The organism is Pseudomonas sp. S3_A03, from assembly GCF_054668275.1.
In genome coordinates this window covers 244182-268834 of sequence record NZ_CP162753.1, presented here as the reverse complement: position 1 = coordinate 268834, position 24653 = coordinate 244182, and the positions used below count along the sequence as shown (strand labels likewise).

General features: G+C 56.6%; 14 protein-coding genes and 5 pseudogenes. 3 read left to right on the top strand and 16 right to left on the bottom strand.

Annotation, left to right across the window (positions count from 1 at the left end):
* Positions 1-25 precede the first annotated feature (25 nt).
* The 6 genes and pseudogenes from AB4O25_RS01260 to AB4O25_RS01235 form a co-directional block, all read right to left on the bottom strand.
* Positions 26-2554: an efflux RND transporter permease subunit gene (locus AB4O25_RS01260; protein WP_460150314.1), complete on the bottom strand. Its 2529-nt coding sequence runs from the start codon at positions 2552-2554 to the stop codon at positions 26-28.
* 4 nt (positions 2555-2558) lie between these two features.
* On the bottom strand, positions 2559-3662 hold the full coding sequence (locus AB4O25_RS01255) for a WD40/YVTN/BNR-like repeat-containing protein (protein ID WP_042727897.1): 1104 nt from the start codon (positions 3660-3662) through the stop codon (positions 2559-2561).
* Positions 3663-3732: 70 nt separating this feature from the next.
* A pseudogene (locus tag AB4O25_RS01250) lies at positions 3733-5096 on the bottom strand (DUF1329 domain-containing protein).
* A 12-nt stretch (positions 5097-5108) separates the two neighbouring features.
* Entirely contained in the window at positions 5109-6788 is a 1680-nt protein-coding gene (locus AB4O25_RS01245; RefSeq protein WP_042727899.1) for a DUF1302 domain-containing protein, read from the bottom strand.
* A gap of 350 nt (positions 6789-7138) precedes the next feature.
* Complete coding sequence (locus tag AB4O25_RS01240) at positions 7139-7501, bottom strand: Rieske (2Fe-2S) protein (protein ID WP_042727900.1); 363 nt, start codon at positions 7499-7501, stop codon at positions 7139-7141.
* 15 nt (positions 7502-7516) lie between these two features.
* Positions 7517-8455: a VOC family protein gene (locus AB4O25_RS01235; RefSeq protein ID WP_042727901.1), complete on the bottom strand. Its 939-nt coding sequence runs from the start codon at positions 8453-8455 to the stop codon at positions 7517-7519.
* A gap of 325 nt (positions 8456-8780) precedes the next feature.
* Here AB4O25_RS01235 and AB4O25_RS01230 point away from each other — a divergent pair.
* Both AB4O25_RS01230 and AB4O25_RS01225 read left to right on the top strand, forming a co-directional pair.
* Positions 8781-9691, top strand: a pseudogene (locus AB4O25_RS01230) (LysR family transcriptional regulator).
* Positions 9692-9843: 152 nt separating this feature from the next.
* Positions 9844-11001: an alpha/beta hydrolase family protein gene (locus AB4O25_RS01225; protein WP_135196839.1), complete on the top strand. Its 1158-nt coding sequence runs from the start codon at positions 9844-9846 to the stop codon at positions 10999-11001.
* Between the two features lie 77 nt (positions 11002-11078).
* Here the strand turns inward: AB4O25_RS01225 and AB4O25_RS01220 are convergent.
* The 10 genes and pseudogenes from AB4O25_RS01220 to AB4O25_RS01175 form a co-directional block, all read right to left on the bottom strand.
* Positions 11079-12407, bottom strand: a pseudogene (locus AB4O25_RS01220) (purine-cytosine permease family protein).
* A gap of 18 nt (positions 12408-12425) precedes the next feature.
* Positions 12426-13115 carry a cysteine hydrolase family protein gene (locus AB4O25_RS01215; protein WP_460150312.1) on the bottom strand — a complete coding sequence of 230 codons (690 nt, stop codon included), beginning with the start codon at positions 13113-13115 and terminating at the stop codon, positions 12426-12428.
* Between the two features lie 869 nt (positions 13116-13984).
* Positions 13985-15147 (bottom strand): annotated as a pseudogene (locus tag AB4O25_RS01210) (IS3 family transposase).
* A 467-nt stretch (positions 15148-15614) separates the two neighbouring features.
* A pseudogene (locus tag AB4O25_RS01205) lies at positions 15615-16939 on the bottom strand (alginate export family protein).
* A 504-nt stretch (positions 16940-17443) separates the two neighbouring features.
* The gene (locus AB4O25_RS01200) at positions 17444-17920 is read right to left on the bottom strand and encodes an aromatic-ring-hydroxylating dioxygenase subunit beta (RefSeq protein WP_065876918.1); all 477 of its coding nucleotides are present in this window, start codon (positions 17918-17920) and stop codon (positions 17444-17446) included.
* Positions 17921-19204 carry an aromatic ring-hydroxylating oxygenase subunit alpha gene (locus AB4O25_RS01195; protein ID WP_065873523.1) on the bottom strand — a complete coding sequence of 428 codons (1284 nt, stop codon included), beginning with the start codon at positions 19202-19204 and terminating at the stop codon, positions 17921-17923. It abuts the gene before it with no gap.
* Positions 19205-19369: 165 nt separating this feature from the next.
* Complete coding sequence (locus tag AB4O25_RS01190) at positions 19370-19741, bottom strand: hypothetical protein (RefSeq protein WP_460150310.1); 372 nt, start codon at positions 19739-19741, stop codon at positions 19370-19372.
* Positions 19689-20795 (bottom strand): APC family permease, encoded by a 1107-nt coding sequence (locus tag AB4O25_RS01185; RefSeq protein ID WP_460150308.1) that lies wholly within the window; start codon positions 20793-20795, stop codon positions 19689-19691. Before AB4O25_RS01185 ends, AB4O25_RS01190 begins: the two co-directional genes overlap by 53 nt.
* Positions 20796-21398: 603 nt before the next feature.
* On the bottom strand, positions 21399-22499 hold the full coding sequence (locus AB4O25_RS01180; protein WP_065876917.1) for an amidase: 1101 nt from the start codon (positions 22497-22499) through the stop codon (positions 21399-21401).
* A complete protein-coding gene (locus AB4O25_RS01175) occupies positions 22496-23002 on the bottom strand; it encodes a nuclear transport factor 2 family protein (protein WP_065876916.1) in 507 nt (168 codons plus the stop codon). Before AB4O25_RS01175 ends, AB4O25_RS01180 begins: the two co-directional genes overlap by 4 nt.
* Before the next feature lie 483 nt (positions 23003-23485).
* Between AB4O25_RS01175 and AB4O25_RS01170 the strand changes: the two genes are divergently transcribed.
* Complete coding sequence (locus tag AB4O25_RS01170) at positions 23486-24625, top strand: tyramine oxidase subunit B (RefSeq protein ID WP_065876915.1); 1140 nt, start codon at positions 23486-23488, stop codon at positions 24623-24625.
* Positions 24626-24653 lie beyond the last annotated feature (28 nt).

The window sequence follows — 24653 nt, the reverse complement described above, 5'->3', positions numbered from 1 at the left end:
GGCATGGGAACGTCCTTTCTTGTTGTTATGACGCGACGGGATTGGCGTCTTTTATCGTTTGATCGTGCTCTGAAGTCAGGCGTAGCGAGTGCTTCACGCAATCCCCCTCCTCGGCTACGGCAGGCATCAGCGGCAAGCTCGTCGAATGGCTGGGGTTGGCCTCGGCCGGCCCTGTACTTATCCGCTTGCTCGGCAACAGAAAGTGAGCCAGGGCCGGCAACAGGACCAGCGCGCCCACCATGTTCCAGACGAACATAAAGGCCAGCAGCACGCCCATATCAGCTTGGAACTTGATCGGCGAAAACATCCAGGTCGCTACGCCGATCGCCAGGGTCACACCGGTCAGCATCACCACCTTGCCGGTGGACAGCAGTGCCCGGTAATACGCCTGCGACAGGCTTGTGCCCTGGCGCATATGACCGAGCAGGATGCTCATCACATACAGCGCGTAGTCGACGCCGATGCCCACGCCGAGGGCGATTACCGGCAAGGTCGCGACCTTGACGCCGATGTTCAGCCAGACCATCAACGCCTCACAGAGGATCGACGTAAGCATCAGCGGAATCACCGCGCAAATCGTGGCGCGCCAGGATCGGAAAGTGATCAAGCAGAGCAGGATCACCGCGCCGTAGACCCAGAACAGCATTTCGCGATTGGCCTGCTTGACGACGATGTTGGTCGCGGCCTCGATCCCGGCATTGCCCGCGGCCAGCAGGAACTGGACCTCGTCGGTATTGTTCGCCGCGGCGAATTGTTCGACGTGATCCACCAGACGGTTCAGGGTTTGCGCCTTGTGGTCGGAGAGGTAGACGTACAGCGTCAGCAGGCTGCAATCTTCGTTGTACAGCCCGCGCGGCGCCCCGGCGGTGACCATGTTGAGCATTGCCTGGTTGTTCTGCAGCTCATACCACTTCGGGCTGCCTTCGCTCAGGCCAACCAGCATGCGGCGGTTGAGCAGTGCCAGGGAATTGGTCGAATCCACCCCTGGCAAGGTGCGCAACTGCCAATCGAGGGCATCGACCTTGTTCAGGATGTCATAGCGCGAACAGGCGCTGGCGGGGGTCTTGATCATGACCGCGAACAGATCGCTGCTGGCGCCGTAATGCCGGGTCAGGAATGCATCATCCTGGTTGTAGCGCGAGTCGGCCCGCAGCTCGGGCGCGCCGGCGTCCAGATCACCCACTTTCAGTTGCAGGCTGACGATGAAGCCGAGCGTCGCCAGCGCCAGGCTCAGCGCGATGCACAGCGCCGCCCACCGGCGCTGGGTGAACAGGTCGAGGAAGCGCCAGAACCCGTGGCGATTGTGGCCAGCCAGCTCGGCGTGCTCGCTTTTCAGGCTCAGTTGCGCCGCGCGGCCGCTGACCCCGACATAAGAAAGCAATATCGGCAGCAGGATCAAATTGGTGAAGATCAACACCGCCACGCCGATACTCGCGATCATCGCCAGGTCCTGGATCACCTGGATCTTGATGATCATCAGCACCGCGAAACCGACCGCATCACACAGCAGCGCGGTGAGCCCGGCAAGGAACAGGCGGCGGAAAGTAAAGCGTGCGGCGACCACCCGGTGCATGCCGCGCCCGATGTCCTGCATGATGCCGTTCATCTTCTGTGCGCCGTGGCTCATGCCAATGGCAAACACCAGGAACGGCACCAGCACCGAATAGGGGTCCAGTTGATAATTGAGCAGCGGCAGCAAGCCGAGCTGCCAAACCACCGCCACCAATGAGCAGAACACCACCAACAGAGTGCTGCGAATGCAGCGGGTGTACCAATAAAGCACCACCGTGGTGATCAGGATCGCCACGGCGAAGAACATCAGGATTTGCCGCAGGCCGGCAATCAGGTCACCGACTTTCTTGGCGAAACCGGTGATGCGGATGTCGATGCTGTCGCTCTGGTATTGGCTGCGCAGCGATTCCAACTGTTGCGACAGTTGGCTGTAGTCCAAGGGTTTGCCGTCGGGGGTGCGCTGCAACAGCGGTACCTGGATGATGCTCGAGGCCTGGTCGAACGCCACCAACTGGCCGATTTCGTTGGACAGCTGCACGTTGCGCCGCAATGCCGCAAGGCTCGCTGCGCCGCCATCGTAGTTATCCGGAATGACCGGCCCACCCTCCAGGCCCGCCTCGGTCACCGCCACCCAGCGGGTGGCCGGCGTCCATAGCGACTTCATGTACGCCCGGTCGACACCGGGCAGCAGGTAGATCTTGTCGCTCAACGCCTGCAGGGTCTTGAGGTAGGCGCTGTCGTAGATGTCGCCCTGCTTGTTGACCACCGCAATGCGCACCGCATTACCTAACCCGCTCAACTCCTTCTGGTGCTCAAGGTAGTTGGCGATGTAGGGCTGATGGGTGGGGATCATTTTTTCGAAACTGGCATTGAGTTCAACGCGAGCGGACTGCCAGCCCAGCACCAGCGTGGTCGCCAGGCACAGCAGCAACACCCACAGACGATGGTTGAACAATGCGCGTTCGAGCATCGAACCGGAGCGCGGATCAAAATCATCGAGCGCATTGGCAGGGGGCTGGAAAAACTTACCAGGAGACGTCATAACCTCACTCCGAAGCGGCAGTGGCTGGCCGCGCAAGACGCTGCAGCCCGGTGAAACCGGCAACGATCAGGCTGCCATCGGCGGCCTCGATCACACTTGAAACAGGTTTGCCCAAGGGCGCTCCCAACGGCAGCATCGCCGCGCCGGTCTGCTCGCTGTGGCGAAACAGCATGCCGCCCTGATTGACCAGCAACAGCTGGCCGTCGGCCAAACGGGTGGCATCGTTGAAGGAGATCGGTACGGGCACCGACAGACGCTGGAAACTGACGCCGGCGTCGCGGGAGACAAAGGCATTGCCCTTCAGCCCGGCAACCACCAGCGCGCCATCGTCACGACGTTGCAGCGTGAAATAGCTGCCTTCGTAAGGGCTGTCCAACTGACTGAACGACACGGCGTCATCGTCCGAACGGGCCAGGTAACCTTGCTCGCCAGCCAGGAACCAGCGGGTGCCCTGGTGACTGATCGCGTACAAGTGCATCCCGTTCGGGTTGGCGATATGCCCCATCAGCGAGTGCCAGGTAGCACCGCCATCGGTGGTCTGCAGCGCCACACCGTAGGCGCCGACGATGAGCCCACGGTGCGCGTCGACGAAATCCAATGCCAGAAAGGGTTTGTCCGGACCATCGGCCACCAGACGCTCGGCATTTTGTACCCGCGCCAGGGCGGCATCCGGGTCGGCAGCCGTGGCTTGCTCCGCCTTGGCGGAGTCCAGCTCCAGCTGTGCCACGCGCGCGCCGTCGAGCTGCAGCGTCCAGTGCTCGCCGCCATCCAGCGTCGCCAGCACCACGCCCGCGTGACCGACTGCCCAGCCCTTTTGCGCATCCACGAAGCGCACCGCCGTCAGGCTGACCGAAACCGGTACCCCAGCCTGTTGCCAGCTTTGCCCGTTGTCGTCGGAGAACAGCACCAGGCCGCGCTCGCCCACGGCCACCAGACGTGTGCCGGCACGCGCCAGGTCGATCAACACGCCGTTTTGTGCAACCGGTACCCGCATGGCCGGGGTATTGAGCGGCACGCCCACCGCAGCCGACCCGGCCAGGCACTCGCTCGTGGCGAAGGGCAAATACAGGGCCAGGAGCAACGCGCTCGCCTGATTGATTCTGTTCATAACCTACCTCGGACAAACACTCGTATCCCAAAGGCAGGCGACCGGCCTGCCCTTCACGCTCGGCTCAGGTCTAACGCACGCCGCGCCCCGCCATCGCTGCCGGCGAGAACTCCGAGGCCTTGTAGCGATCCACCGCGCGGTACTGCTCCGGCAACCCTGCATAGAGGTTCTGGATAAACCACGCACCGGACGTCAGGTCATAAAAACCTGAAGAGAGCTGCACCAGCCCCGGCAGGTCGGGCAATACCGACGGCAGCGACCAGAGGGTTTTGGCCAGTTGGCCGCTGGCATCCCAACGATCGCCGAGCAGCGCTTGCCAGGTGTCTTCATCGAGGTAGTAACGGCCCTTGGGCAGCTGGTGACGCTTGCCGGCGGCCACCGTCGATTCAAGCACCCAGACGCGGTGCAATTCCCAGCGCACGTAATCGGGGTTCAGATGGTGCTTGCCCAGCAGGTCCTGCGGCTGGGCAGCGTTTTGCACCTTGTTGGTGTTGTAGGGGACATACATCTCCTGCTTGCCCACCAGCTTCCAGTCGAACCGGTCTGTACGCCCCCCCACACACTCAACTCATCGAAGGACATGACCCCAGCGGTGGACGGCGTCGGCGTGTCGCAGCAAGCGTTGGGCAGCGTGCGTACCCGGCGTTGGCCGCTCAGGTAGACATGGGCCTGGGATTTGTCACCGTTGATGTTCTCGCGCCCCAGGATTTGCTCGCCGGCACGAATCGCCGGGCCGAGATTGACAAAGTGCACCTGCCAGTAGTCGCCCGAGTAGTTTTCAGGGCCGCCCTCCTGGAAGTAGTAGGGCATTTCCTGGGTCAACAGGCCGTCGCTGGTCATCACCTGGTTGCCGTCGGCCGTCATCAGATAGTGGCGAAAATGCCCCGCCACCGAAGTGCCGCGCCAGTTCAGCACATGGTTCCAGATGGCTTCGGTACCGTTTTGTGGAATCGGAAACGGGATCCCGCCATAGGCGCCATCCGGGATCAGGCCGGCGCTGCTATTGACCAGCTTGGCGCGGGTCGCATTCTTCAGCGTGTTGTCATAAACCCACTGCGGCGCGGCCGCCGTGCGCCGGGTCGGATACACGTCGATGCGATAGGTGTCCGGAAAGCGCTTGAACAGCTCCTTGGTGCCGTCGCTGAGCTTGTCGGCGTACTTGGCCAGGTTCTGGGCGGTGATGCTGAACAAGGGTTTGTCTGCGGCAAACGGATCGCCGCGCTTGCCGCCCGGAACATAAGCCGGATCGACCTTGGTGTAGCCACCGTCCCAGGCCGGAATGCTGCCGTCGGAATTGCCGGCTTTCTCGGCACCGAAGGGCGTCAGGGTCTTGCCCAGCGCGGCCGCTTGTTCGGCGCTGGCGGCCAAGGCCATCGGCGCGGCGGCGACCAGCAGGGTTAAGCACAAGGCCTTTAGAGTGAACTGAATGGTCATGCGCAAATCCTCTTAGAACGTGGTCTTGACGGAGAAAGCCAGGTAGTCCCGGTCCTTCAACGACTGCTTGTAATTGAATTGGTTGGCGGCGTTGAGGCTGGTGTCCTCGGGACCGTAGAAGTGGGTGTAGGTCAGCCCCACGGTCACTTGGTCCAGGTAGGTGGCGGAGACGCCGATGTTCATGTCCCCTCCTCTGTCGGCGCCGAACCCGCTGATCACCGCCGACTTGCCCATGGGGAAATAGCTGATGCCCACCGGCAGGCTGATATCAATGCCTGGGAAGAACTGGCGGTAGGTTGGCGTGTACACCAGCTTCAAGCCCAGGCCGTCATCGGTGGCGTTGGGGTCCAGGGCTGCGCGATTGCGGGTCACGGCCAATAGGCGGTTCCAGGCCACCTCCGCTGTCAGGCTGGCTTCATTGGCGACGAAGGAAGGCCCCAGCGATGCCAGGACGTTGAGGTTGACGTGAGCCGTTCGGCCGACGGCGTACAGAGCGTCATCGTTGTTGTCCGCGTCGACACCCGCCAGGACGGTCTGGGCGTTGGAGACCAGCGGCATGTTCCAGCGCATCGATGCCTCGCCGGCAAAGCTGTACTCGTCCACGGAGGTGGCGAAACTGGCGCCCAGAACCCGGATGTCTTCCGGGTAGACCCAGGAATATTCGCCGATTTGCCCGGTACTGAAGTTCGGCCCGGTGGCATTCGGCTTCAAGTACAACGTGGGCGTTTTTTCGTGATACTGCAGCGCGTACAGGCCGTAATCCGTCGTCCCGGTGTTGTACTTGAGCTGCAGGCCGCCCTGGCCGGAGTTCCTGGCTTTCTTGTCTTTGCCATGGAAAAACGCAGCCGGGCTGTTGGCATTACCGCCCAGGAAATCCGGGAACGGCGCTCCGGTGATCAGCCTTTCATTGCCATCACCGATGGTATCGCTGGTGGAGAAATAGCTGCCGGCGCCCGGCAAGCGGGTGGCTTCCCACTCCAACTGATAGAAGGCGCCCAACGACACATCGTCGGTCAGTTGGTAGGCGGTAGACAGTTGGTTGACCGGCCGGGTGATTTCCTTGAATTGCGTGTTGGGCACCGATTGCGCCTTGACCACGTCCACCGGTGCCATAGCACCGGCAATGCCGTTGCCGCCGAAGAATAGGCTCTCGCCCCAGATCAGACCGTGGCGCCCCGCACGTACCGACAAGGCACGGTCGGCCAGTTCACCGTTCCAGTAGACAAAGGCATCCAGCAGTTCACTATCACCACCGTGCAGTTGACGGGTATCGCTGGTGAATTCATCGAAGCCCACCGAGCGCTGGTTGGCACTGGCCGCGTCGTGATTGTCGTTGCGTTCCTGGTAGACGGTGTCATACCAGGCGGCACCGCTCACACGGGCACCGAAGTTGTGAAAACCGATGTCCAGCTCGGAAAGAATATCCAGGCGATTGGAGATCAACCCCTTGCCGAAGTTGTGATCACCGTCATTCTGGTTCAGGGCCGTTTGCCCCTCGCTGAGTTTGCTGCTGGGCGCCTTCAGGCGCCAGGCCGCGCTGTACTTGAGCGTGTTGTCCCAGCGCAAGCTGAGATCGGGATTGCCGGTGTCGATCTGAAACGCCTGGGCTGCCGAAGCGCCAAGCCCCAGGCTTGCCGCAAGGGTCAGGGTGAAGGGGACGCGCCGCGACGCAGCGAACTTGCGAGTAGCCATCGAAGTAACCCTCTTATTGTTGTTGTATGTCAGCTCTTCTGGTGAAACGGCGCCCGCAGTCGAACCGGGCCAAGCCTGCACAGGCATGAAGCATCTATGGGAGAGTGAGTTTCAGGTTTTTCGGCGCCTCAGATGGGCGCAGCCGTGACGTCGAGAATCCGTCTGCGTTCATGCTTGTCTCACTCTTATTCTTGTTATTCACGCCAGCGTTCTGCCGGGGCAACCCCAGGCTTCACCACCGGCTGTGTTTGCACGCACTCGCTAACGCGTTGTGTTCACTTTCTCGGCAAAGCAGGCGTTTGACTAATCGCATGTAGGGATACGATGTATCAGCAACCGCGATACGTTAATCACGATGCATCGGCCCCCAGCTGACCCGCTTCGAGCACCAGCCAATCGGCCTCGGCACGCCATTTCAGCGCACTCAGGCGTTCCCCCAGGCACGGCCCGTAGACGCACAGGCCTGTGCCGGGAAGAAACCGCGCACCATGGGCGTAACAGACGATCTGGCGGCCATCGGCGCTGAGGAAACGATCCTTGCGGTACTCCAGGCGCACCGCCAAGTGCGGGCAACTGTTGCGATACACCCGCACCTGGTCGTCATGGCGCAGGGCAAATACGCTGTCCTTGCCCGACTCCAGAGGGTCGAACCCGCGAGCCTGCCCTTCGAGCAACTCATCCAGGCGACAGAGAACCATCGCGTCGTGGCTCATGGACGACCTCCGCATTCAGCCCTGCTTGGGCGGCGGGCCGCTCGGGAACCATTTTTCCCGGGACGTGAACAGGAACAGTTGCGAGTTATCCGCCGACAACGGTGCCTGGCGCGCTTGCCAGGCGTCATCGTGCTTGTCCATGTCGGCGTCGTATTCGATGTGACAGCCCAGCGGACTGTTGAAGTACCAGAACCAGTTGGAACCGAAGAGGTGGCGGCCCGGCCCCCAGAAACTGGTCCAGCCCTGCTGCTCGAAGCGCCGCCCGGCCAGCAGCACTTCCGTACCGCTGCCCATGTGGAAGGTGAAGTGCTCGCAGCCTTTCATGTGCGGCGGCGTCTGGATCATGAACAGGCAGTGATGGTCATCGGAACCGGCCGGCCGCATAAACGGGCCGGCGCCGACAAAGGTGTCGGTGGTGACGAAACCCAAGCGTTTGTAAAAAGCCTCGGCCTTAGCTGCATTCGGCACGAAATACACCACGTGGGACAGGGTCCGTGGCAGCGCCTGCATGTCGGGATTGATGCCAGGTTGGTTGACCGGGCGTTGAGGCGCATGGCCCGGCGCATTGGTCAGATCGGCTGGCGCGCTGTACGCACGCCGCACGCTGACCTGGAAAGCAAGGGCAAAGCCCATATCGTCCACACTGTGCACGGAGCCATCGGCACCGCGGGTCACCGGGCGATCGCGCCCCAGCTCATCAGCGATGGCCTCAAGATCAGCCTCGCTGGCCACGCCATACACCGTTTCACGTATCGAAGGCGCCGGCCCGATGGCCGCCGGCAGGCTGGCATCGTCTGCCCGGCGGATAATCACGGCAGTGCCGTCCAGCGCTTCAAAACGGCCCCCCTCGCTGTCGACATCGACAGGAAGCAGGCCGTAGTCACGCAGGCAATCGGTACAGGCTTGAATGTCGTCGACACCAAAAATAAGCGCGTCTAGGCCAATGATGCTCATTGAGTTACCACTCCATTGTCATTATTCAGCGCAGGCCTGGCGTCCCGCTATGGGAGCAGTGCCCGGCGGTACGCTGCCGAGGCGGGTCTTGGAGCCGATAAAGCGCCACGGCCAACCGACTGTGGGCTGATAGTGAAGGGCTAAAAACTCACTGACTAATCGCTTGTCAGGATGCGACCTATCGGCAAATGCGATACCTGGCCGCGAAGCGCAAAGGGCTTGAAAATCGAACACGGACCGCCCGATTCGCCCATTCACGCCTCTTGACGCCGCGATGGGAAGGTCGGAAGGTATTTACAAAATAAATACAAAAATCGAGACCGCCATGCGTTTTAACCACTTGGACCTCAACCTCCTGGTGGCGCTGGATGTGTTACTGGAAGAGCAGAACATCACCCGCGCCGCCGAACGCCTGCATATGACCCAATCCGCCACCAGCGGTGTACTGGGCAGGCTGCGCCTCTACTTCGAAGATGAGCTGCTGGCGCAGGTCGGACGCAAGATGCAGCCCACGCCTTATGCCCGTGAACTGGCGGCGCCGGTGCGCCAGGTGCTGCTGACGATCCAGTCCTCGATCACCGCCAAACCGGTGTTCGACCCCGCCACCAGCAAGCGCCATTTTCGCCTGATCACGTCGGACTATCTGATCAGCGTCCTGTTTGCCCGGGTGATCCAGAAAATCTCCCTGGAAGCGCCGCACATCACCTTCGAACTGCTGGGCCCCGGCGACACGTCCACCGAGATGCTGATGCGCGGTGAGGCCGACATGATGATCGTGCCTGAGCACTACCTCATTGAAGGTCACCCCTCGCAACTGCTGTTTGAGGAAGAGCACGTTTGCGTGGTGTGGGATGGCAACACGTTGGTTGGCGATAGCATCAGCCTCGATCAGTACATCGAGATGGGCCATGTCTCGGTGATTTTTGGGCGCAACCGGCAACTGAGCGTCGAAGAATGGCTGATGGGCCAGTATGGTTTTACGCGCCGCATGGAAGTTGTGACCCACGACTTTAACACCCTGCCGCAGTTGATCGTCGGCACCCAACGCGTCGCCACCATGCTCCAGCGCATGGCCAGGCTATACGCCAATTACCTGCCGCTGCGCATCGTGCAACCCCCGGTGAAAATCCCGGTGATGCGTGAGTTCATGCTCTGGCACCGGACCATGGAGGGGATCCGATGCACCGCTGGCTGCGGGCAAAAATCAGTCAGATCATCAATGAGCTGGAGCAGTAGTCGACTCTATCTCCATTCGCAATACCTCCCATCCCGACTTGCGATTAGCCAAACTATGGGACTGCCCTTAGCCTGCTTCGAACCGTCAGGTCTAGCGATTCCCGTTCAGAACCTGGCCGCCTGCCTTTGCTTGCACAAGGACAATAACAATCATGTTTCGCTACTTCCCGACCAATTACGTGTGGAATCTTTCAGTCGACCTGGCCATTGAAATGGGCGCCCGTATCGGCGAAATCGAAGAGATGTGCGCGCCACTGCAAGAGGCCGCCAAACAACCGGACGCCGCCGGTAGCAAGGCCTTCCGTGAAACCTGGGCAAACATGGCCGACAAACTGTGCAGCCTGGCGGAAGAAGACGAAGGCAAGGGGCGGATGCTGTCCGCCGGTGAAAAATATAACCGCGCCGCAACGTATTACCTGAGCTGCGAACGCCTGCAGGCCCATGGCGCCCCAGGCCGCACGGAGCTGTACCAGCGCTTTCTGCAGACGTTCCAGTGCAGTATCGAACTGGCACGAGAAAACTGCGAGCGCGTGGAAATCCCTTACGAAGGCAAACATATTTCCGGCCTGCTGGTGCGTGCCGAAGGTGTCAGCGGCCCGGCGCCGATTCTGGTGCAGGTCAATGGACTCGACTCCACCAAAGAAATGAAATACCGCGTCGGCCTGCCCGCCTGGCTGGCCAAACGTGGCGTGTCGTCGCTGATCATCGACCAGCCCGGGACAGGCGAAGCGCTCCGGCTACATAACCTGACTGCGCGTTTTGACAGCGAACATTGGGCCAGTCGCGTGGTGGATTGGTTGGAAACCCGCGACGACGTCGACGTCAAACGCATTGGTCTGGAAGGTGTGTCGCTTGGGGGCTACTACTGCCCGCGCGCGGTAGCCTTCGAGCCGCGTTTCGCGTGCGGTGTCGTGTGGGGAGCCAACCATGACTGGCGCGACGTGCAGAAACGCCGCTTGGAAAAGGAAGGCAGCTTCCCGGTTCCGCATTACTGGTCGCACGTCTTATGGGTATGGGGCGCCAAGGACACCGACGAATTCATGACCATCGCCGAAGATGTTCATCTGGACGGCATCCTGGATCGCATCAAGGTGCCTTTCCTGGTCACCCACGGTGAAAAGGATTCACAGATTCCCTTGAAGTGGGCACACCGCACCTATGAGCAGTTGGTCAACAGTCCCAAGCGCGAACTGAAAATTTTCACCGAACGCGAGGGTGGCGTGCAGCATTCGAGCTTCGACAACAGTATCAATGCGGGTCACTACATTGCCGACTGGGTGGCTGAAGTCCTCGGTGGTCGCATTGCGTGACGGGCATGACGTGGATGTTCCGTCACGCTGCGAGGGGTTGAGCTGCACGGTGTCACTGCGCAACCGGGCGATGGGCGTCAATGGGTTGGTTTGATCACCCCAATACTGCGCCGACTCATTAATCCGTAGTAGCGCATGCCGGGAACAGCAGACCAACAAGCCACGCCAGATCGATACCCTGCAGTGCGGAGGCAATAGGGCCGACGTAGAGGGAAGTATTCATGAATGGAATTTCCAACACGATGGTCGCGAGGAACACGCCGATAGCAATCCCGTTCACCCGACCGTAAATCCCCGACGGGTCAAAGATATCCGCAATCTTGTATACGCCTTTGCGTAGCGCGTAGTAGTCGACCAGGTTGATTGCCGTCCAAGGGATTAAAAAATAGCTCATGAAAAAGATGAAATTCAGGAAAAATTGAATGAAGTCATCTTGAGCCATGGTGCATAACGCCGTTGCAACAGCACAGATAACGAGCATAAAGCTGGCGCGCACCTTCGGAGTGACCTTGAGCGCAGCAAAACGCTCGATAACGGTAACCGTCGACATGAAGGCTCCATAGAGGTTGAACACGTTGATGGCGATCTCGACCATAGAGCACGAAGGCCACGGCCAGCAAGGTGCTCCCCCCCAGAACACCGAGCAAATGGAGGCCAACGTTATCTGAGAAACCTGTGACGCCCTTGGTCAATACCGCACCCAGCAGCATCATCCAGCTTCCACCAATAACCGTGCCCGTGTAGCTGTACCAAAAGACCTGGCGTGCAGAAGTATAGGTAGGTAAATAGCGAGAATAGTCGGCCACATAAGGGGCGTAGGACAGTTGCCAAGTCACCGCAATGCTCACCGAGGCGAGGAAGCTCGCCAAGTTGAAGCCCTGCGCCGTCCATTGGTCCGCGTCGACTGGCAGTGCAAGGGCGAGCAGGGTCGCGATCCCGAAAAAAACAACCGAGACCAACGACAGCACTTTTTGCAGGCGGTGGATGAGCGTGTAGCCAAACAGCGCTACCAGAAAGCAGAGTAAACCAAGCAGCACAATGTTCGCCTCACTGCTGAGGGGGCTTGAGGCGGCGACCGCTTGGGCTGCCAACAAGGTATTACTCACAAAAAAAACCAAGTAAATGAGCATGACGAACAACAGCGGAACAATGGCTCCAAATACCCCAAACTGCGCACGACTCTGAATCATCTGCGGGATGCCCAACCTCGGCCCCTGGGCAGAATGCGGAGCCATGAATACCGCCCCGATCAAGGAACCAAACAGGATCGATAAAGCGCTCCAGAACAGATTCAGTCCCAGGCTGATCGGCACCACCCCGGCCGCAATCGTGGTGATGTTGGTGTTGGCCCCAAACCACACGAAGAACAGAGAACGGGGTTCGCCGACGTTCGGGATGAAATCGATGCTTCTTTATTTCTACGTTCATCGTGCTCTCCGCTCAGTCTTGGCAACGAGGCAGCTTTCCAGGCGCGCAATGGCTTGCATAAACTCTTCCGGCTGGGAGGCAAGGTGGTCTGGTTCCATCGTACGAAGTGAAGGTGCTGGCTCGCCCCTCCAGCGCCGCAACAGCTGTTCGGTAGAAAGCATGTCCAGTCCGTAAAGCCAGTTGGAGAGAATAAACAAGGCCGAGTAATGGGCTGCGGAAGTTGTCGCCGTACAAGCGTCGGCCACGAGGCTCAAGTGGAAGTCGTTCTGATAGGCATCGAACAGGCTACTCATCACACAGACGTCAGTCAGCACGCCCATCACCACGAGATGTTTGATGCCGCGCTCCCTCAGCATCGGAGTCAGCCGAGTACCGTGGAAAGCACTGTAGCGTTGCTTATCAATGACAACGTCACCGGGTTGTGGGGCTAACACATCGATGATATCTATGGCAGCTGTGCCAGCGCGATAGCTTGTCGGTTTGCCCTCGGCATCTACGGGCTCGCCCAACGCCAAGCCGAAACCTTGGGCATCGTTGACATGACGGGTGTAGAACAAAGGGATGTTGTTTTTTCGAGCGCAATCAACCAGCGCTGTTGCGTTTTTGATTACTTGATTGAACCGCTCCAGAGGGAAGCCGTCTTCTTTCTGAAGGTCGATCACGAGCAAAGCCGTGTCTTGGGTCATCAGGTTTCTTCCAATTGCAGAGCACCAGGCGATAGCCGCAAGGCTCGCTGATAGCTATGAATAACCAGGCGCAGGCACCGCAATCGCGGGCTACGGAAAGTACGAGAAATATTCTCTAGGAAGGACTATCTGACTATTTGCCAAAAGCCGTTTTGCTTGGCGGCAACGCAGGAGGGAAGACGCTTCAGAGTCACGTGGGAAGGCGCAACCGAACGACGTAGAAAGTTCTTCATGGCTCCGCACGGGACTAACGTTGCCCAGCCAAGTAGGCTGATGCACGTTATGCCGGGTCGAAATGCGAAACTGACCATGACGTAGACTCTTGGGGTAAGTCCCATCAGACAAGTAATATGCACGCCATAATATCGGAAGGCTCGGAAAGCGGCGGGATAGAGCGATATCAGAAATATCGTGATGTCTTATGGTATTCGGTATGCCGTAACACCACGCTACGAAACGTAGCACGCAACGCCGAAGTGCATCTTTGTGAACTTCCCGCTACAGGTGGGCAGCTTTGGCCACTTCTGTTCCTGGAGGTTTTGTCAGGCGCCCAGCATTGCGCTTCATACGCCGATAGTGTTTTCACGGGACGGCGCGGCAAAAGTCAAAGGGAGACTTTTCTTTGGACGAAAAAAATGGACCTCTTTTCAGAGATCCATTTTTTAATACTTGGAGCGGGAAACGAGACTCGCATCTGGCGTCCGACTCATTGAAATCTAAGGGGTTTATTTTCTTGCTGAAGCAGAAAAAGACTCAATTTTGGACTTGTTTTGGTAGTGTTTCAAGAGCGAAAAAGGGTTAATTCTAAGCAAGGCTATTGGATTCTGCGCATAGACTGCGGATTCCATGACCATCCGGACATGTAGTGGTCAACTAATCCCGGACACGACGTCAAGTTTTTCCTCGGCCCGCGCTGGCGCCAACCCATCGTTGAATTGGTGAGGCCGAATCCAGTTGTAGCGATGCATCAAAAAATGGCTGATATCGCGCTGTGCTTCCTGCGCAGTTCGATAGCCCGCGGTCGGTATCTATTCTGTTTTCAAGCTGCGAAATACGCGCTCCATCGGTGCGTTATCCCAGCAGTTTCCTCGTCGACTCATGCTCTGGCGCATGCGGTATCGCCACAACCGCTGGCGAAAGAGTCGGCTTGCATATTGCGATCCCTGGTCCGAGTGCAATAGCAGATCGGAAGGCCTGCCACGCTGCTCGTAAGCCATATCCAGCGCTTTGATCACCAGCTCAGCGTCTGGCTTTTCCGACAGCGCCCAGCCCACGATCCGACGCGTACAAAGATCCAGGACGACAGCCAGGTAATGCCACTTTCCTTGCGCCCAAATGTAAGTGATATCGCCGCACCAGACTTGATTGGGCGCTGGCACGTCGAACTCGCGGTTCAATGTGTTCGGGATATCCAGTCTTTCTATTGTTGCTCGCTTGTAGGCATGGGAGCCGGGTTGTTTGCTGACTAAATCAAGCTCGCGCATCAAGCTACGCACTTTGAATCGACCGAGTTGCTCACCGTCTTCACGCATCAGCGACAGGATGCTGCGACTGCCCGAAGAGCTGCGACTTTGCGAGAACAGCTCACTGACGCGACTACGCAATCGAAGCCGTTCAACATCGGGCGTGCGGCGCCGCAGGCACTGGGCGTAGTAACACGAGCGAGTGACGTCAAACACCTTGCACAGCCAATCAACCGGTTCATGGGCGTTCAACTGGTCAATCAGCGCGAACGCTCGTGATCTTCCGACATCAAGAGCGCGGTAGCCTTTTTTAGTATTGATTTCTCTCGCTCAAGCCGAGCAATCCGGGCTTCCAGCTCCTGAATTTTTTGCTGTTCCGGAGTCAGTGCCTTGCTCTGCGGGGTGACGCCTTTATGTTCTTTCTGAATCTGGTCAACCCAGCGGCACAATGCCGATTCACCAACGCCAAGTGAACGGCTGGCTTCGATGTAGCTGTAGTTTTGTTTGAGCACAAGGTCGGCAGCCTCGCGCTTGAATTCTGGAGTAAAGGAGCGGCGTTGTTTGGTCATCTGACACCTCGATCTGGCGAGCATTCTCGCCTAAATGGGTGTCAGGGATTAGTTGACCACTACAGCTCGATGTCGCGGCGACGCTGTCAGGAAAGTCGATTGGGCTAAAATCGTGGGTGCTCCAGACGAAATAATCTTGCGCCACGCGACGCCAGAATAAAGCAGCCAAGAGCCGCTCAAAAGAGTGGCTGTCTAAAAAGGGTGCCCTCGAGAACGAAGGCACCTCCACCAAGGAGCAGAAGTGGAAACTATTCCAGCCGAACGGATGAAACGCTCTGCCGGGTTCTATCACTGACTGCGTTATTTACGTCATGCATTTCTTTTATCAAGCTAGATCTCGCAAGAAGTACAAAACGTTTGCCAGGCAAAACTCGGCGATCCGACGGTGGGCTATGGAGTGTGTATGGATACAACTTTATCTAAACGGCCTGGAACAAAAGCAGGTGACATTAGCCACCTGTCAGGTATCAAAATGTCGTAGCAAACACCAGCTGGGTGTACACATTTGTATTGTTGTTACCTAACTGCGTCCCCCCCTTCTCTGCGCTCTTGTCTGGCTGGTAGATGCCTAACAACGGCAAAACGGTCAAGTGCTGATTAACCCGCCATTCGGCATACAGGTCGATTTCATGACCATCGGTGTTACGCACGTTACGATCGATGGTGTCGTAATTAAAGTACATGGCTCCGAGGGTCAGGCTTTCCAAAGGATTGACCTTGAACGTAACATTCTGGATACGAGCATTATTGTTGAAGGGGCCGGCATAGTTACTGGCCACTTCACCCTGGAACCATGTGCCGTAGCCCCGACCCGTCCCATAAAACAAGGTGTCATAACCTTCTGAAAAGCGGCTGTAGCGATAGCTGGCGCTCGGCTTCCACGGAGCATCAGCAAAGGTCCACCCTGCTTCCAGATACCAAGCGTCCTCATTCGCCGCATTCGGTTTGTTTTGCCTGGCGTACTCACCCGACAAAAACAGGTTTTCCACGCCCGCATTACCCACTGCGCGCACGCTGTAGGTCTTCATGCCGTCACGCTCAAGCTGCAGGGGCGAAGCGTACTGTTCAGAAATTTTCGTGGTGTTGACGTACGTCAGGCCAACCGTTCCGGCTGCAGCCACGTGTTCCAGCGTACCGACGTACATCTCGGTATTGGCCTGAGAGGGGTTATCGGATTTAAGCCACATCAGATCGCCACGCCAGCCCTCTTTACCGCCAATGCGCAACACGGCTGTCTTATCGAACGCTTTGCGGGCAGCCACGTAGAAAGCACCTCCACGATTGTACTGTCCGTCGCCGAGGCCGCGACCCGCACTGAAGGCATCGCCCTGAATAAGGAAGCCGTCGCCCACTGCAATATTCTGTCGACCGAATGAAAAGTCGATGCCGTCTTTGCCAAGGACTTCAAACAGGTTGCCCGAGCGCCATCCCAGATAAGCATCTTCAATCTTGGTGGTGCGCTCGAATCCATCAGTGTAGCCTGCAGCGTCCCCGTCCCCCAAGTGGCCGAACTGACCAGTGAGAAGGCACCATAGGCCGTCCCTGCGCCTCGCAATCCCTGATCGCCGCTCATGCCATACTTGACGTAGCCCTCTCTCCATGAGGACGCTCCCTGTGTTAACCGGCCAGAGGCTGGATAACTTTCACGACTGTGGAAAACGCCAAAAACCGCATCCAGGTTAGCATTGAGATGGGTGTCATCTCGGGAAAAAAGCTCGTAAGCGCCCGCGGGAGTTGTTGCATTGAACAGTGCAGCGAGGGTACAAAAGTGAAGCAGGGAATATCGACGCATGGTTGCATTTCCATTTTTTTATTGGATTAAGCGATACACTAAATGGGCTATTCCTCACCTGCATTTAAATATCGCCAGGATTCTGCAGTCGTTGGGGTAGTCAATGCGAGTTACCGATTAATAATTGCGCAGTCTATTTTTAAACATCTGTTGCGTTTTTTTAAATCTTCACCTCCTCGCGATAGCCTGCTTGAATAACTCTCTACCAGGACTGACATGAGCATTATTATCTGTACAACAATCGCATGAGTCTGACGTGCTTTTTCTTTAGAGCATGTGGCAAGTATAGGAAGGGATAAAAACTTAACTATGCTGACCCAACATAAAACACCCGCTTCTACATAGACTGATATTTGAATTTATAACCGACATCCTCAGCAGACGCTGTTCAACCCCGACAAAGTGCCTTCCGATCAAAACGCTTGGCAAGTTTCAGAAGGCACCGCTCTTATAGCCGGCAGAAACAGTGCGACACTCCTCGTCCCCGGCACCCGAGCTGTTAACTTAAAGTATATAACCTATCCCGGCGAGCGCGTCGTCAGCGTTGATCAAACGAATCAACTTACGCTGAATCTTGAAAGTGTCACTGACGCGTTCAAGCTCGTAGACGATGTCCGCGCTGTAATGTTTGAGCGAGTCCTTACGGAACTCGCGCACGTTTTGCGCGCAACGGACCGTCACTTTTTCATCGCTTTCGAACAGCACACGAAAACGTGACAGGGTGCGCACGGTACGCGGCTGCGGGCTGGTGGAAATCGAATCACCTCCGGTCAGACGCTGGATTCGTAACTGACGCATGTGATGATCGTCATAGGCGTAGTTGAGGGTGTTTTCGAAGTCTTCTTCCTTGGGATTGATCGGGATAATGTAAGTACCCTTTTCGTCCCACAGGCTCAACCAGGTGTCGAATTCGCCATGGTCGAGCATGTCGCCTTCAGCCCAGATAAAAGCGGTGACTTGGTTCAGTAATTGCAAGTTCATTTACTTAGTCTCTGCCGTCATCATCTTTTTCCACTGCTGGTAAGCAGCGCGCATGCCGGTCTCGGCGCTTACGTCACTGACCAGCCCGTCTTCGGTCGGTATCTCACCCGGCAGGCCACGGTTCAACATGATCCACAGGTCTTCGCCAGCACTGGCGCCTTTCTGCACACGCTCCCAGGCTTCGGAATCGTCCGGAGTACCAAAGCCCATCGGACCCTGGAAGTGCTCATGCAAACGCAGGCGGTAGCGGTTGGCTATAGCAGGGCCGCCGTCCATGGTGATTACCGAGTGATGAATTTCTGTCTCTGTCACCGATATCGGTTGCAGCGCGCGGAAAAACGCCATGGAACAGGCAACGTTGGGGAACAGGTTAAGATTGAAACCCGAGCCACCGACAGCACGAACAATACGGCGCACTTGCTGCTCTTCGATACCGTCTTCGCGCAATTGCGCAGCAAGCTCCTCGAAGCGCTCCGGAATCGGTTTGTCGAGATCGGCTTCAAGATCCACTAGGTCGGGGATCATCACCATTACGCTGTGCCCGTTACCAAGGTCTTCGACGTAACCCGGCCCTTCAACGAAGTCGAACAGTTTGAGGGTTTGCTCATCAACCGATGCCAGGAATGACTTGTGCACCAGCGGGAAGTGGTAAGCGTCTGTGGTATTTTCCAACTGGATTTTCCAGTTGCCCGGAAAGCGGAAACGGTGCTCGCCTGGGACCTTGATCGGGTAACCGGCGCCCTGCTTCATGAACAGGTCGATCCATTTCTTGGCAGGCCCGAGGAAGTCGACCAGTGGTTCGATGTCATCCTTGAGAGTGGCAAACAGCATGCCCGCATATTCTTCAACACGCAGGCTGACCAGAGGCAGCTCGCCCTTATCCAGGCAATCACCGTAGCTTTCAGGGCTCGGCACACCACGCAGTGAACCATCCAGCGCGTAACTCCAGCCGTGATATGGGCAGACAAAGCTGTTGGTCTTGCCCTTCTTGTGTTCGCATACCGTAGCGCCGCGATGGCGGCAGCGGTTGAGGTGCACATGGACCTGTTTCTTGCGGTCGCGCACCACGATCACCGGCTGCTTACCGATGTAGGTGCTTTTGTAGCTGCCCGCCTCCGGGATCTCGCTGACGTGCGCGACCCAGACCCAGGTACTGTAGAAAATCTTTTCCAGTTCCATGTCAAACAGCTTGGCGTCGGTGTACAACGAGGTGTGCACGCGGTCGTGCTTGATCAAGCTTGCGGGTTCCATATCAAGCCCGACAACGTTAATTAAATCGCTCACAATTAATTACCTTTCTATCGCAATGTGACGAGAGTTATTTTGAAATAACCTTAAGCCCGCACCCACAGCTCATCAACCGCCGACCGCGAGAGGTTTATTGTTTTAAAGACAACAAGCGTCAGCCCACCTGGATCAAGCTAAACGGTGGTGTAGGCATGGCCTATATCATTTGATCCCGGACGAGTCGGCTTTCCTGAAGCGTCCCTTGATTATCCCGTAGAGAAACAAGACAACCAGAAGTAATGGAGTGCCATTGACCCAGGCAGATTCACTGCCCGTCAGCATGCCGTAATTGTCGTAGATGAGATAAACGGCTGTACTAAGCCCAGCCAGTGCGATGAGTGGGCTGAGTAACGTTTTAAAATACCGTTTATCGTTGGCTTTTTTGAAGTGAACGACGACCCCCAATGTGACAAATGTCTGAAGCCCTATCAATCCAAGCGTCGACAATGCCACCGTTACGGGAAACAAAAATACAAAGGCGTCATAGCCCAGGGAGGAAGAGACGATAATGGTCAGTGCAACGAGCACGGTCACAAGCAGACTTGCATTGGCTGGAGATTTTTTTCGTTTCATGAACATGTGAAAGAACATTCGGCAAGTGCCTGTCTTTGGCCAAAACTTGAACATACCGCGTCGCAGCATTATGCAGTGACAACAAACAGCAAAAGTTGCTGGTGCACAGCATGAGAGAAACAATTGTCGCCATCGTGCTACCCAAACGAGTCGTGAACAAATTAATGACCAACCCGCCCTTCGCTATTGCCGCCTCGTCCTTGATGGAGTCAAACCCAACCTCACCGATGATCAGCCAGATAATGATCAAATAGGCGACGCCTACCAAAACGACCGCCAAACGAGTGGCATGCGGAATGGTTTTTGCTGGCTTCCTGGCTTCCATCGCATAAAGCGCGGCGGACTCAACACCGAGGAATGATGCCAGCGCCACCATGAGCCCAACCCCCAGCCCCGGCAGCATTATTGCGTCTACCGAGATGGCTTGAACCGGGAAGGCGTTAAGACCTTTATCCAAGAATATGGAAATACCCAGTAGAAAAAGCACAAAGAACTCTGCAAGCACCAAAGGCACGAGGATCTTTGCGGCAAAATCAATATTCGCCCGACCCAGGTAACAGATCGCCCCCACGTATAAGACGGTCCATGCTGCCCAGCCGATATCAATACCAAACCCTTGCATGGTCATATTCGTGTAATACCCCGACGCCACGGCAATCGCCGTGGTAATCGCCAGATAAGAGGCTAAGGCAACCCATGCAGCCCCCGCTCCTACGCCCCGCCCAAAGATCACCGTGAGGTACTTGTAAAATGCGCCGGCCCCCGGGATCGCCCGGATTAACTCGCCATACCCTATCGAGAAAAAAATCATCAGAATTCCTGCCAGCAGGAATGCTCCGGCAAGGCCAGCGCCATTACCGTGCTCAAAAGCAATGGGGGCTGCGGTAAGAACGGCCCCTAACGGTCCTGCGGCTGCAATCACCAATAACGCGATTTTATAAGCACTTAGATTACCTTCTAATTGCTGGCCGCCTGCAGGCACATCTGCAGATAGGGGCTCGGATAGCTCTGTCATCCCAATTCTCCACTCTAATTATTTTATGAATAACGGAAATAAATCGATGCAGCAGCGTCCTTGCGGACCAACGCGAGCGCTCCTCAAGCGCAAGCGATACCTGCCCGCTGCCCCTGAAAACCGCAGCCTGGCCATTCTTTATATCGCTCTTCACTCGTTGCCGAGTTCATCAAACTCTTATCTTGCCAAAAGGCGGGTACTCAGAAACTCAAACCAATCACTTGTCTTCGATGACACGATTCATGACGCCTATTCAACGAGGCATCAATGTGCAGTGTATATTCCTGGCCTTGGCAAGCGGATTGAATCTGGTTCAAGCGTATCCTTCTAATTGTCGGCGCGATGTAGATTGCGCATCACATGTAGCCGGCTTCATAGCGGTATACGGCCTACCGGTATCCTTGCAGTACTTCGCCGCGAAAACGATGACACCGTAAGCGACATTCGTTGTACAAATTGCAACGCTGCAACCTTTTGAGTGACATCCCTGATCAGGCCCTTGGTCGCCCGAGAAGGAACTGAGTCACTTTTTGCTTGCGCCGCCTGCTGATTGCATCGCCGGACCCGCGTGCTTGCTGCGCTCGATGACGAACGCTGATTTATTCAAAGGAACGCGCCACCAATGGCACACAGACGTGCGTCGTCACCCTTTGCTCCGATGAGTTGCAGGCTGGTTTTAATGGAGGAACCCGGATAGGGAATTGGCACACTCAATGCCGGGTGCCCGCTCAAGTTGAACGGCCTGAGGAAGCGCGTCAGATCGATCACCGATTCACCCTTGCATACATCAACCAATAGCGGTGGCAGACGAGGCAAACTCGGAAGGACGAGTGTATCGAAGCGTTCCAGCAAATGGTCTACTTGTTCGCTGAATGCCATGCGCACCGCATGCGCAGCTTGTACGGCTACGGCATCAGTGTTGGCCGCACGCAGCAACCTCGCCTCAATATCGGCACCCAGTAAAGCCTGGCCGGTGTAATGACCATAAGCAGCCCACGTTTCAGCATTAATGACGGTCAATGCAGCTTCGAATGCCTGATCAAGAAGCGGCAGCGTGACGACTTCCCAGGCCCAGCCGCGACGATTCATCTCGTCCCGTATGGCTTGCTCAATCGCAGGATCGCAAGAGACATTGACTAACCCTATCCGGAATTTCCCGAGAGGCTTATGCGCCGAGAAAGTTGAGTCCATTGAAGTCATCGCAGCCACGAGCGTCTCGAGATCACGAGCCATGGGTCCTACAACATCAAGAGAACTGGAAGCCGGATACACACCGTGACGACTCAAACGACCGAACGATGGCTTGAGACCCAAGACCCCACAGCAGGCAGCCGGCATGCGCACAGAACCTCCTGTATCAGTACCCAATGCCACATCCACACTTCCCTGAGCAACGATGACCGCTGAGCCACTGGAAGAGCCACCAGGTATCCGATCCGGTGCCTGTGGATTAATTGGCGTTCCAGCCCACTCGTTGATACCGGTCACACCGAAAGCCAGCTCATGCAGCACAGTCTTGCCAATGATTTGCCAACCATCGTCGAGAAGCGCCTTCACAACAGTTGCATGGTTTTGGGCTGGCGGGGCGTGTTCGAAAGCACGACTCCCACACCGTGTTGGCCAACCTGCCACATCCAAAGAATCCTTGATGGCGACCGTCCGACCTGGCCCCCCGATGCAACCTTCAATGACCAGCGGGATCACAGTGACGCCCCCTGGACATTCTCGAGACGAAAGGCATCAACGCGTTCAGTTGAAAAAGAGGAGATGCGCCAGGCGTCTGCCTCCCAGAGAAATTCCACGGTGAGGGCGGCGACAATTGATCCTGATTGGCCAGACTCGTAGCGACTGAGTTGCTGCATTACCCATCGGCCTTTGGCTTGAAAACCATCGACAGCTATCTGCTCACCGGAAAGAAAGTGCATATTTGACAGAAAGTGTGGAGCCGGTGGCAGGTAACTCATGAGCATCTCCACTATCGCTTTGCGTCCGCCTACACGACCAAACTTAAGGGCATACCGAGATCCGACCCCCTGCCAAACTGCGTCCTGGCAGAACAATTGGCCCAGCTCGCTTTCACGTGTTTCAGGCCCGGGAACGTCGCACAAAAACATATACCGATTCAGTAAATAGCGAACCGCAGATTCGGCCTCAAGTACCCGAATACGCTCTTCCAGCAGGGAAATGTCAGAAATGGGGGAAATCATGAAAAGGCTCCTGTCGAATCTGCAAAAACAAGACAAGGAAATTACTGACATAGAAATCGGGCCACAATCACAGCAACCAGGGATCATGTTGCTTTTTAGGCAATGATGTTGATCGGTGCTTGACCGGAATAGCCGCTATACCCTGCTAGCGCAAGCGTTGTCATTACCACAACAAGTGTCGCCTCGAATGTCATCGAGTTCAAAAAAACGAACTGTAGGATAAGCGTGGTCTGTTACCTAGTTTAGCTTGAGCGCCAGAACTCATGCCGAATGCTCCAAGGCTGATTTGGAGCAGTTAAGCGCCGAAAAAAGCGCATAACCGTCATGGCTCACCCGATTATTCGAAGGCCCTGCGATTTGGACCGTTCGATTCAGAATGACAACGGCGTTGAAGGTTAGAGCGCAACCGGTCAGATCACGTCCCCGCTGAGAAAGGTTCGTATCAGCGGCAAGAGCAGTATTTCAAAATGAGCATCAACGACTATGCACAACTTACCAAATATTGATTTCATTTACCTCTCCGAACCGGACATGATTCAGGCGGGCGTCACCAATATGGCAGCCTGCGTTGACACGATGGAAGAAATGTTTTCCCTGATGTACCACGGCGACTACCGGATGGCAGGTCCCAATAACAATTCCCACGGATCTGTGGTGGTATTTCCCGAAGACTCACCTTTTCCGGACATGCCCAAACCTACCCCCGATCGACGCTTCATGGCGATGCCTGCGTACCTTGGCGGTCAATTTCGAACAGCCGGGATGAAATGGTACGGATCCAACATCGCGAATAGAGAGAAGGGCCTCCCCCGCTCCATCCTTCTGTTCATACTCAACGATGCCGATACGGGCGCTCCTCTGGCAATCATGTCAGCGAATCTTCTTTCTGCTTATCGAACAGGCGCCGTGCCTGGCGTAGGCGCCCGCCATCTGGCCAAAAAGAATTCGAAGGTGGTTGGCATCCTGGGTCCAGGTGTGATGGCGAAGACCTCACTTTCGGCATTCGTTGCCGAATGTCCTGAGATTGACACAGTTAAAGTCAAGGGACGCGGCCAAAAAAATATCGATGCGTTTACATCGTGGGTTCGTGAGACTTTTCCGCAGATTGTCAACATTCATGTGGTTGACACCAACGAAGCTGTGGTACGCGACTGTGACATCGTCACATTCTGCAATTCCGGAGCAATTGGTGATGCCTCTGCCTATCCTGTGGTGAAGCGTGAATGGGTAAGCCCTGGTACGTTTCTGTCCATGCCCGCCTTGACGAGTATCGATGAAGGCATGCAGTTACCCGACATCCGCAAGGTTCTGGACAATCCTCCTCTCTACCAGGCATGGCATGAAGAAAATCCCAAGCCAGTGCACAACATCGTGCCAGTAGTGGGCATCCAATTCCTGGATCTGATAGACGAAGGAAAAATGTCACCTGACCAGCTCGAGGATCTGGGCAAGATTGTTGTCGGTGAAGCACCTGGCCGCAAAAACGACGATGAAATCATCATCATGTCGGTCGGCGGTATGCCGGTAGAAGACGTTGCGTGGGGCACCGTGATTTATCGCAACGCCTGCGAAAAAGGCATAGGCGTCAAACTTAATCTCTGGGAAGCCCCAACGCTAAGTTGATCCCGCACGGCCACCGCGCCTTCTGAGT

What these genes read in the sequence shown, in the direction of transcription:
- AB4O25_RS01260 (WP_460150314.1), bottom strand. Translation starts at nt 2,554, where the DNA reads ATGACGTCTCCTGGTAAGTTTTTCCAGCCCCCTGCCAATGCGCTCGAT.
- AB4O25_RS01170 (WP_065876915.1), top strand. Translation starts at nt 23,486, where the DNA reads ATGCACAACTTACCAAATATTGATTTCATTTACCTCTCCGAACCGGAC.
- AB4O25_RS01175 (WP_065876916.1), bottom strand. Translation starts at nt 23,002, where the DNA reads ATGATTTCCCCCATTTCTGACATTTCCCTGCTGGAAGAGCGTATTCGG.
- AB4O25_RS01215 (WP_460150312.1), bottom strand. Translation starts at nt 13,115, where the DNA reads ATGACCCAAGACACGGCTTTGCTCGTGATCGACCTTCAGAAAGAAGAC.
- AB4O25_RS01245 (WP_042727899.1), bottom strand. Translation starts at nt 6,788, where the DNA reads ATGGCTACTCGCAAGTTCGCTGCGTCGCGGCGCGTCCCCTTCACCCTG.
- AB4O25_RS01225 (WP_135196839.1), top strand. Translation starts at nt 9,844, where the DNA reads ATGTTTCGCTACTTCCCGACCAATTACGTGTGGAATCTTTCAGTCGAC.
- AB4O25_RS01240 (WP_042727900.1), bottom strand. Translation starts at nt 7,501, where the DNA reads ATGAGCCACGACGCGATGGTTCTCTGTCGCCTGGATGAGTTGCTCGAA.
- AB4O25_RS01235 (WP_042727901.1), bottom strand. Translation starts at nt 8,455, where the DNA reads ATGAGCATCATTGGCCTAGACGCGCTTATTTTTGGTGTCGACGACATT.
- AB4O25_RS01185 (WP_460150308.1), bottom strand. Translation starts at nt 20,795, where the DNA reads ATGACAGAGCTATCCGAGCCCCTATCTGCAGATGTGCCTGCAGGCGGC.
- AB4O25_RS01200 (WP_065876918.1), bottom strand. Translation starts at nt 17,920, where the DNA reads ATGAACTTGCAATTACTGAACCAAGTCACCGCTTTTATCTGGGCTGAA.
- AB4O25_RS01255 (WP_042727897.1), bottom strand. Translation starts at nt 3,662, where the DNA reads ATGAACAGAATCAATCAGGCGAGCGCGTTGCTCCTGGCCCTGTATTTG.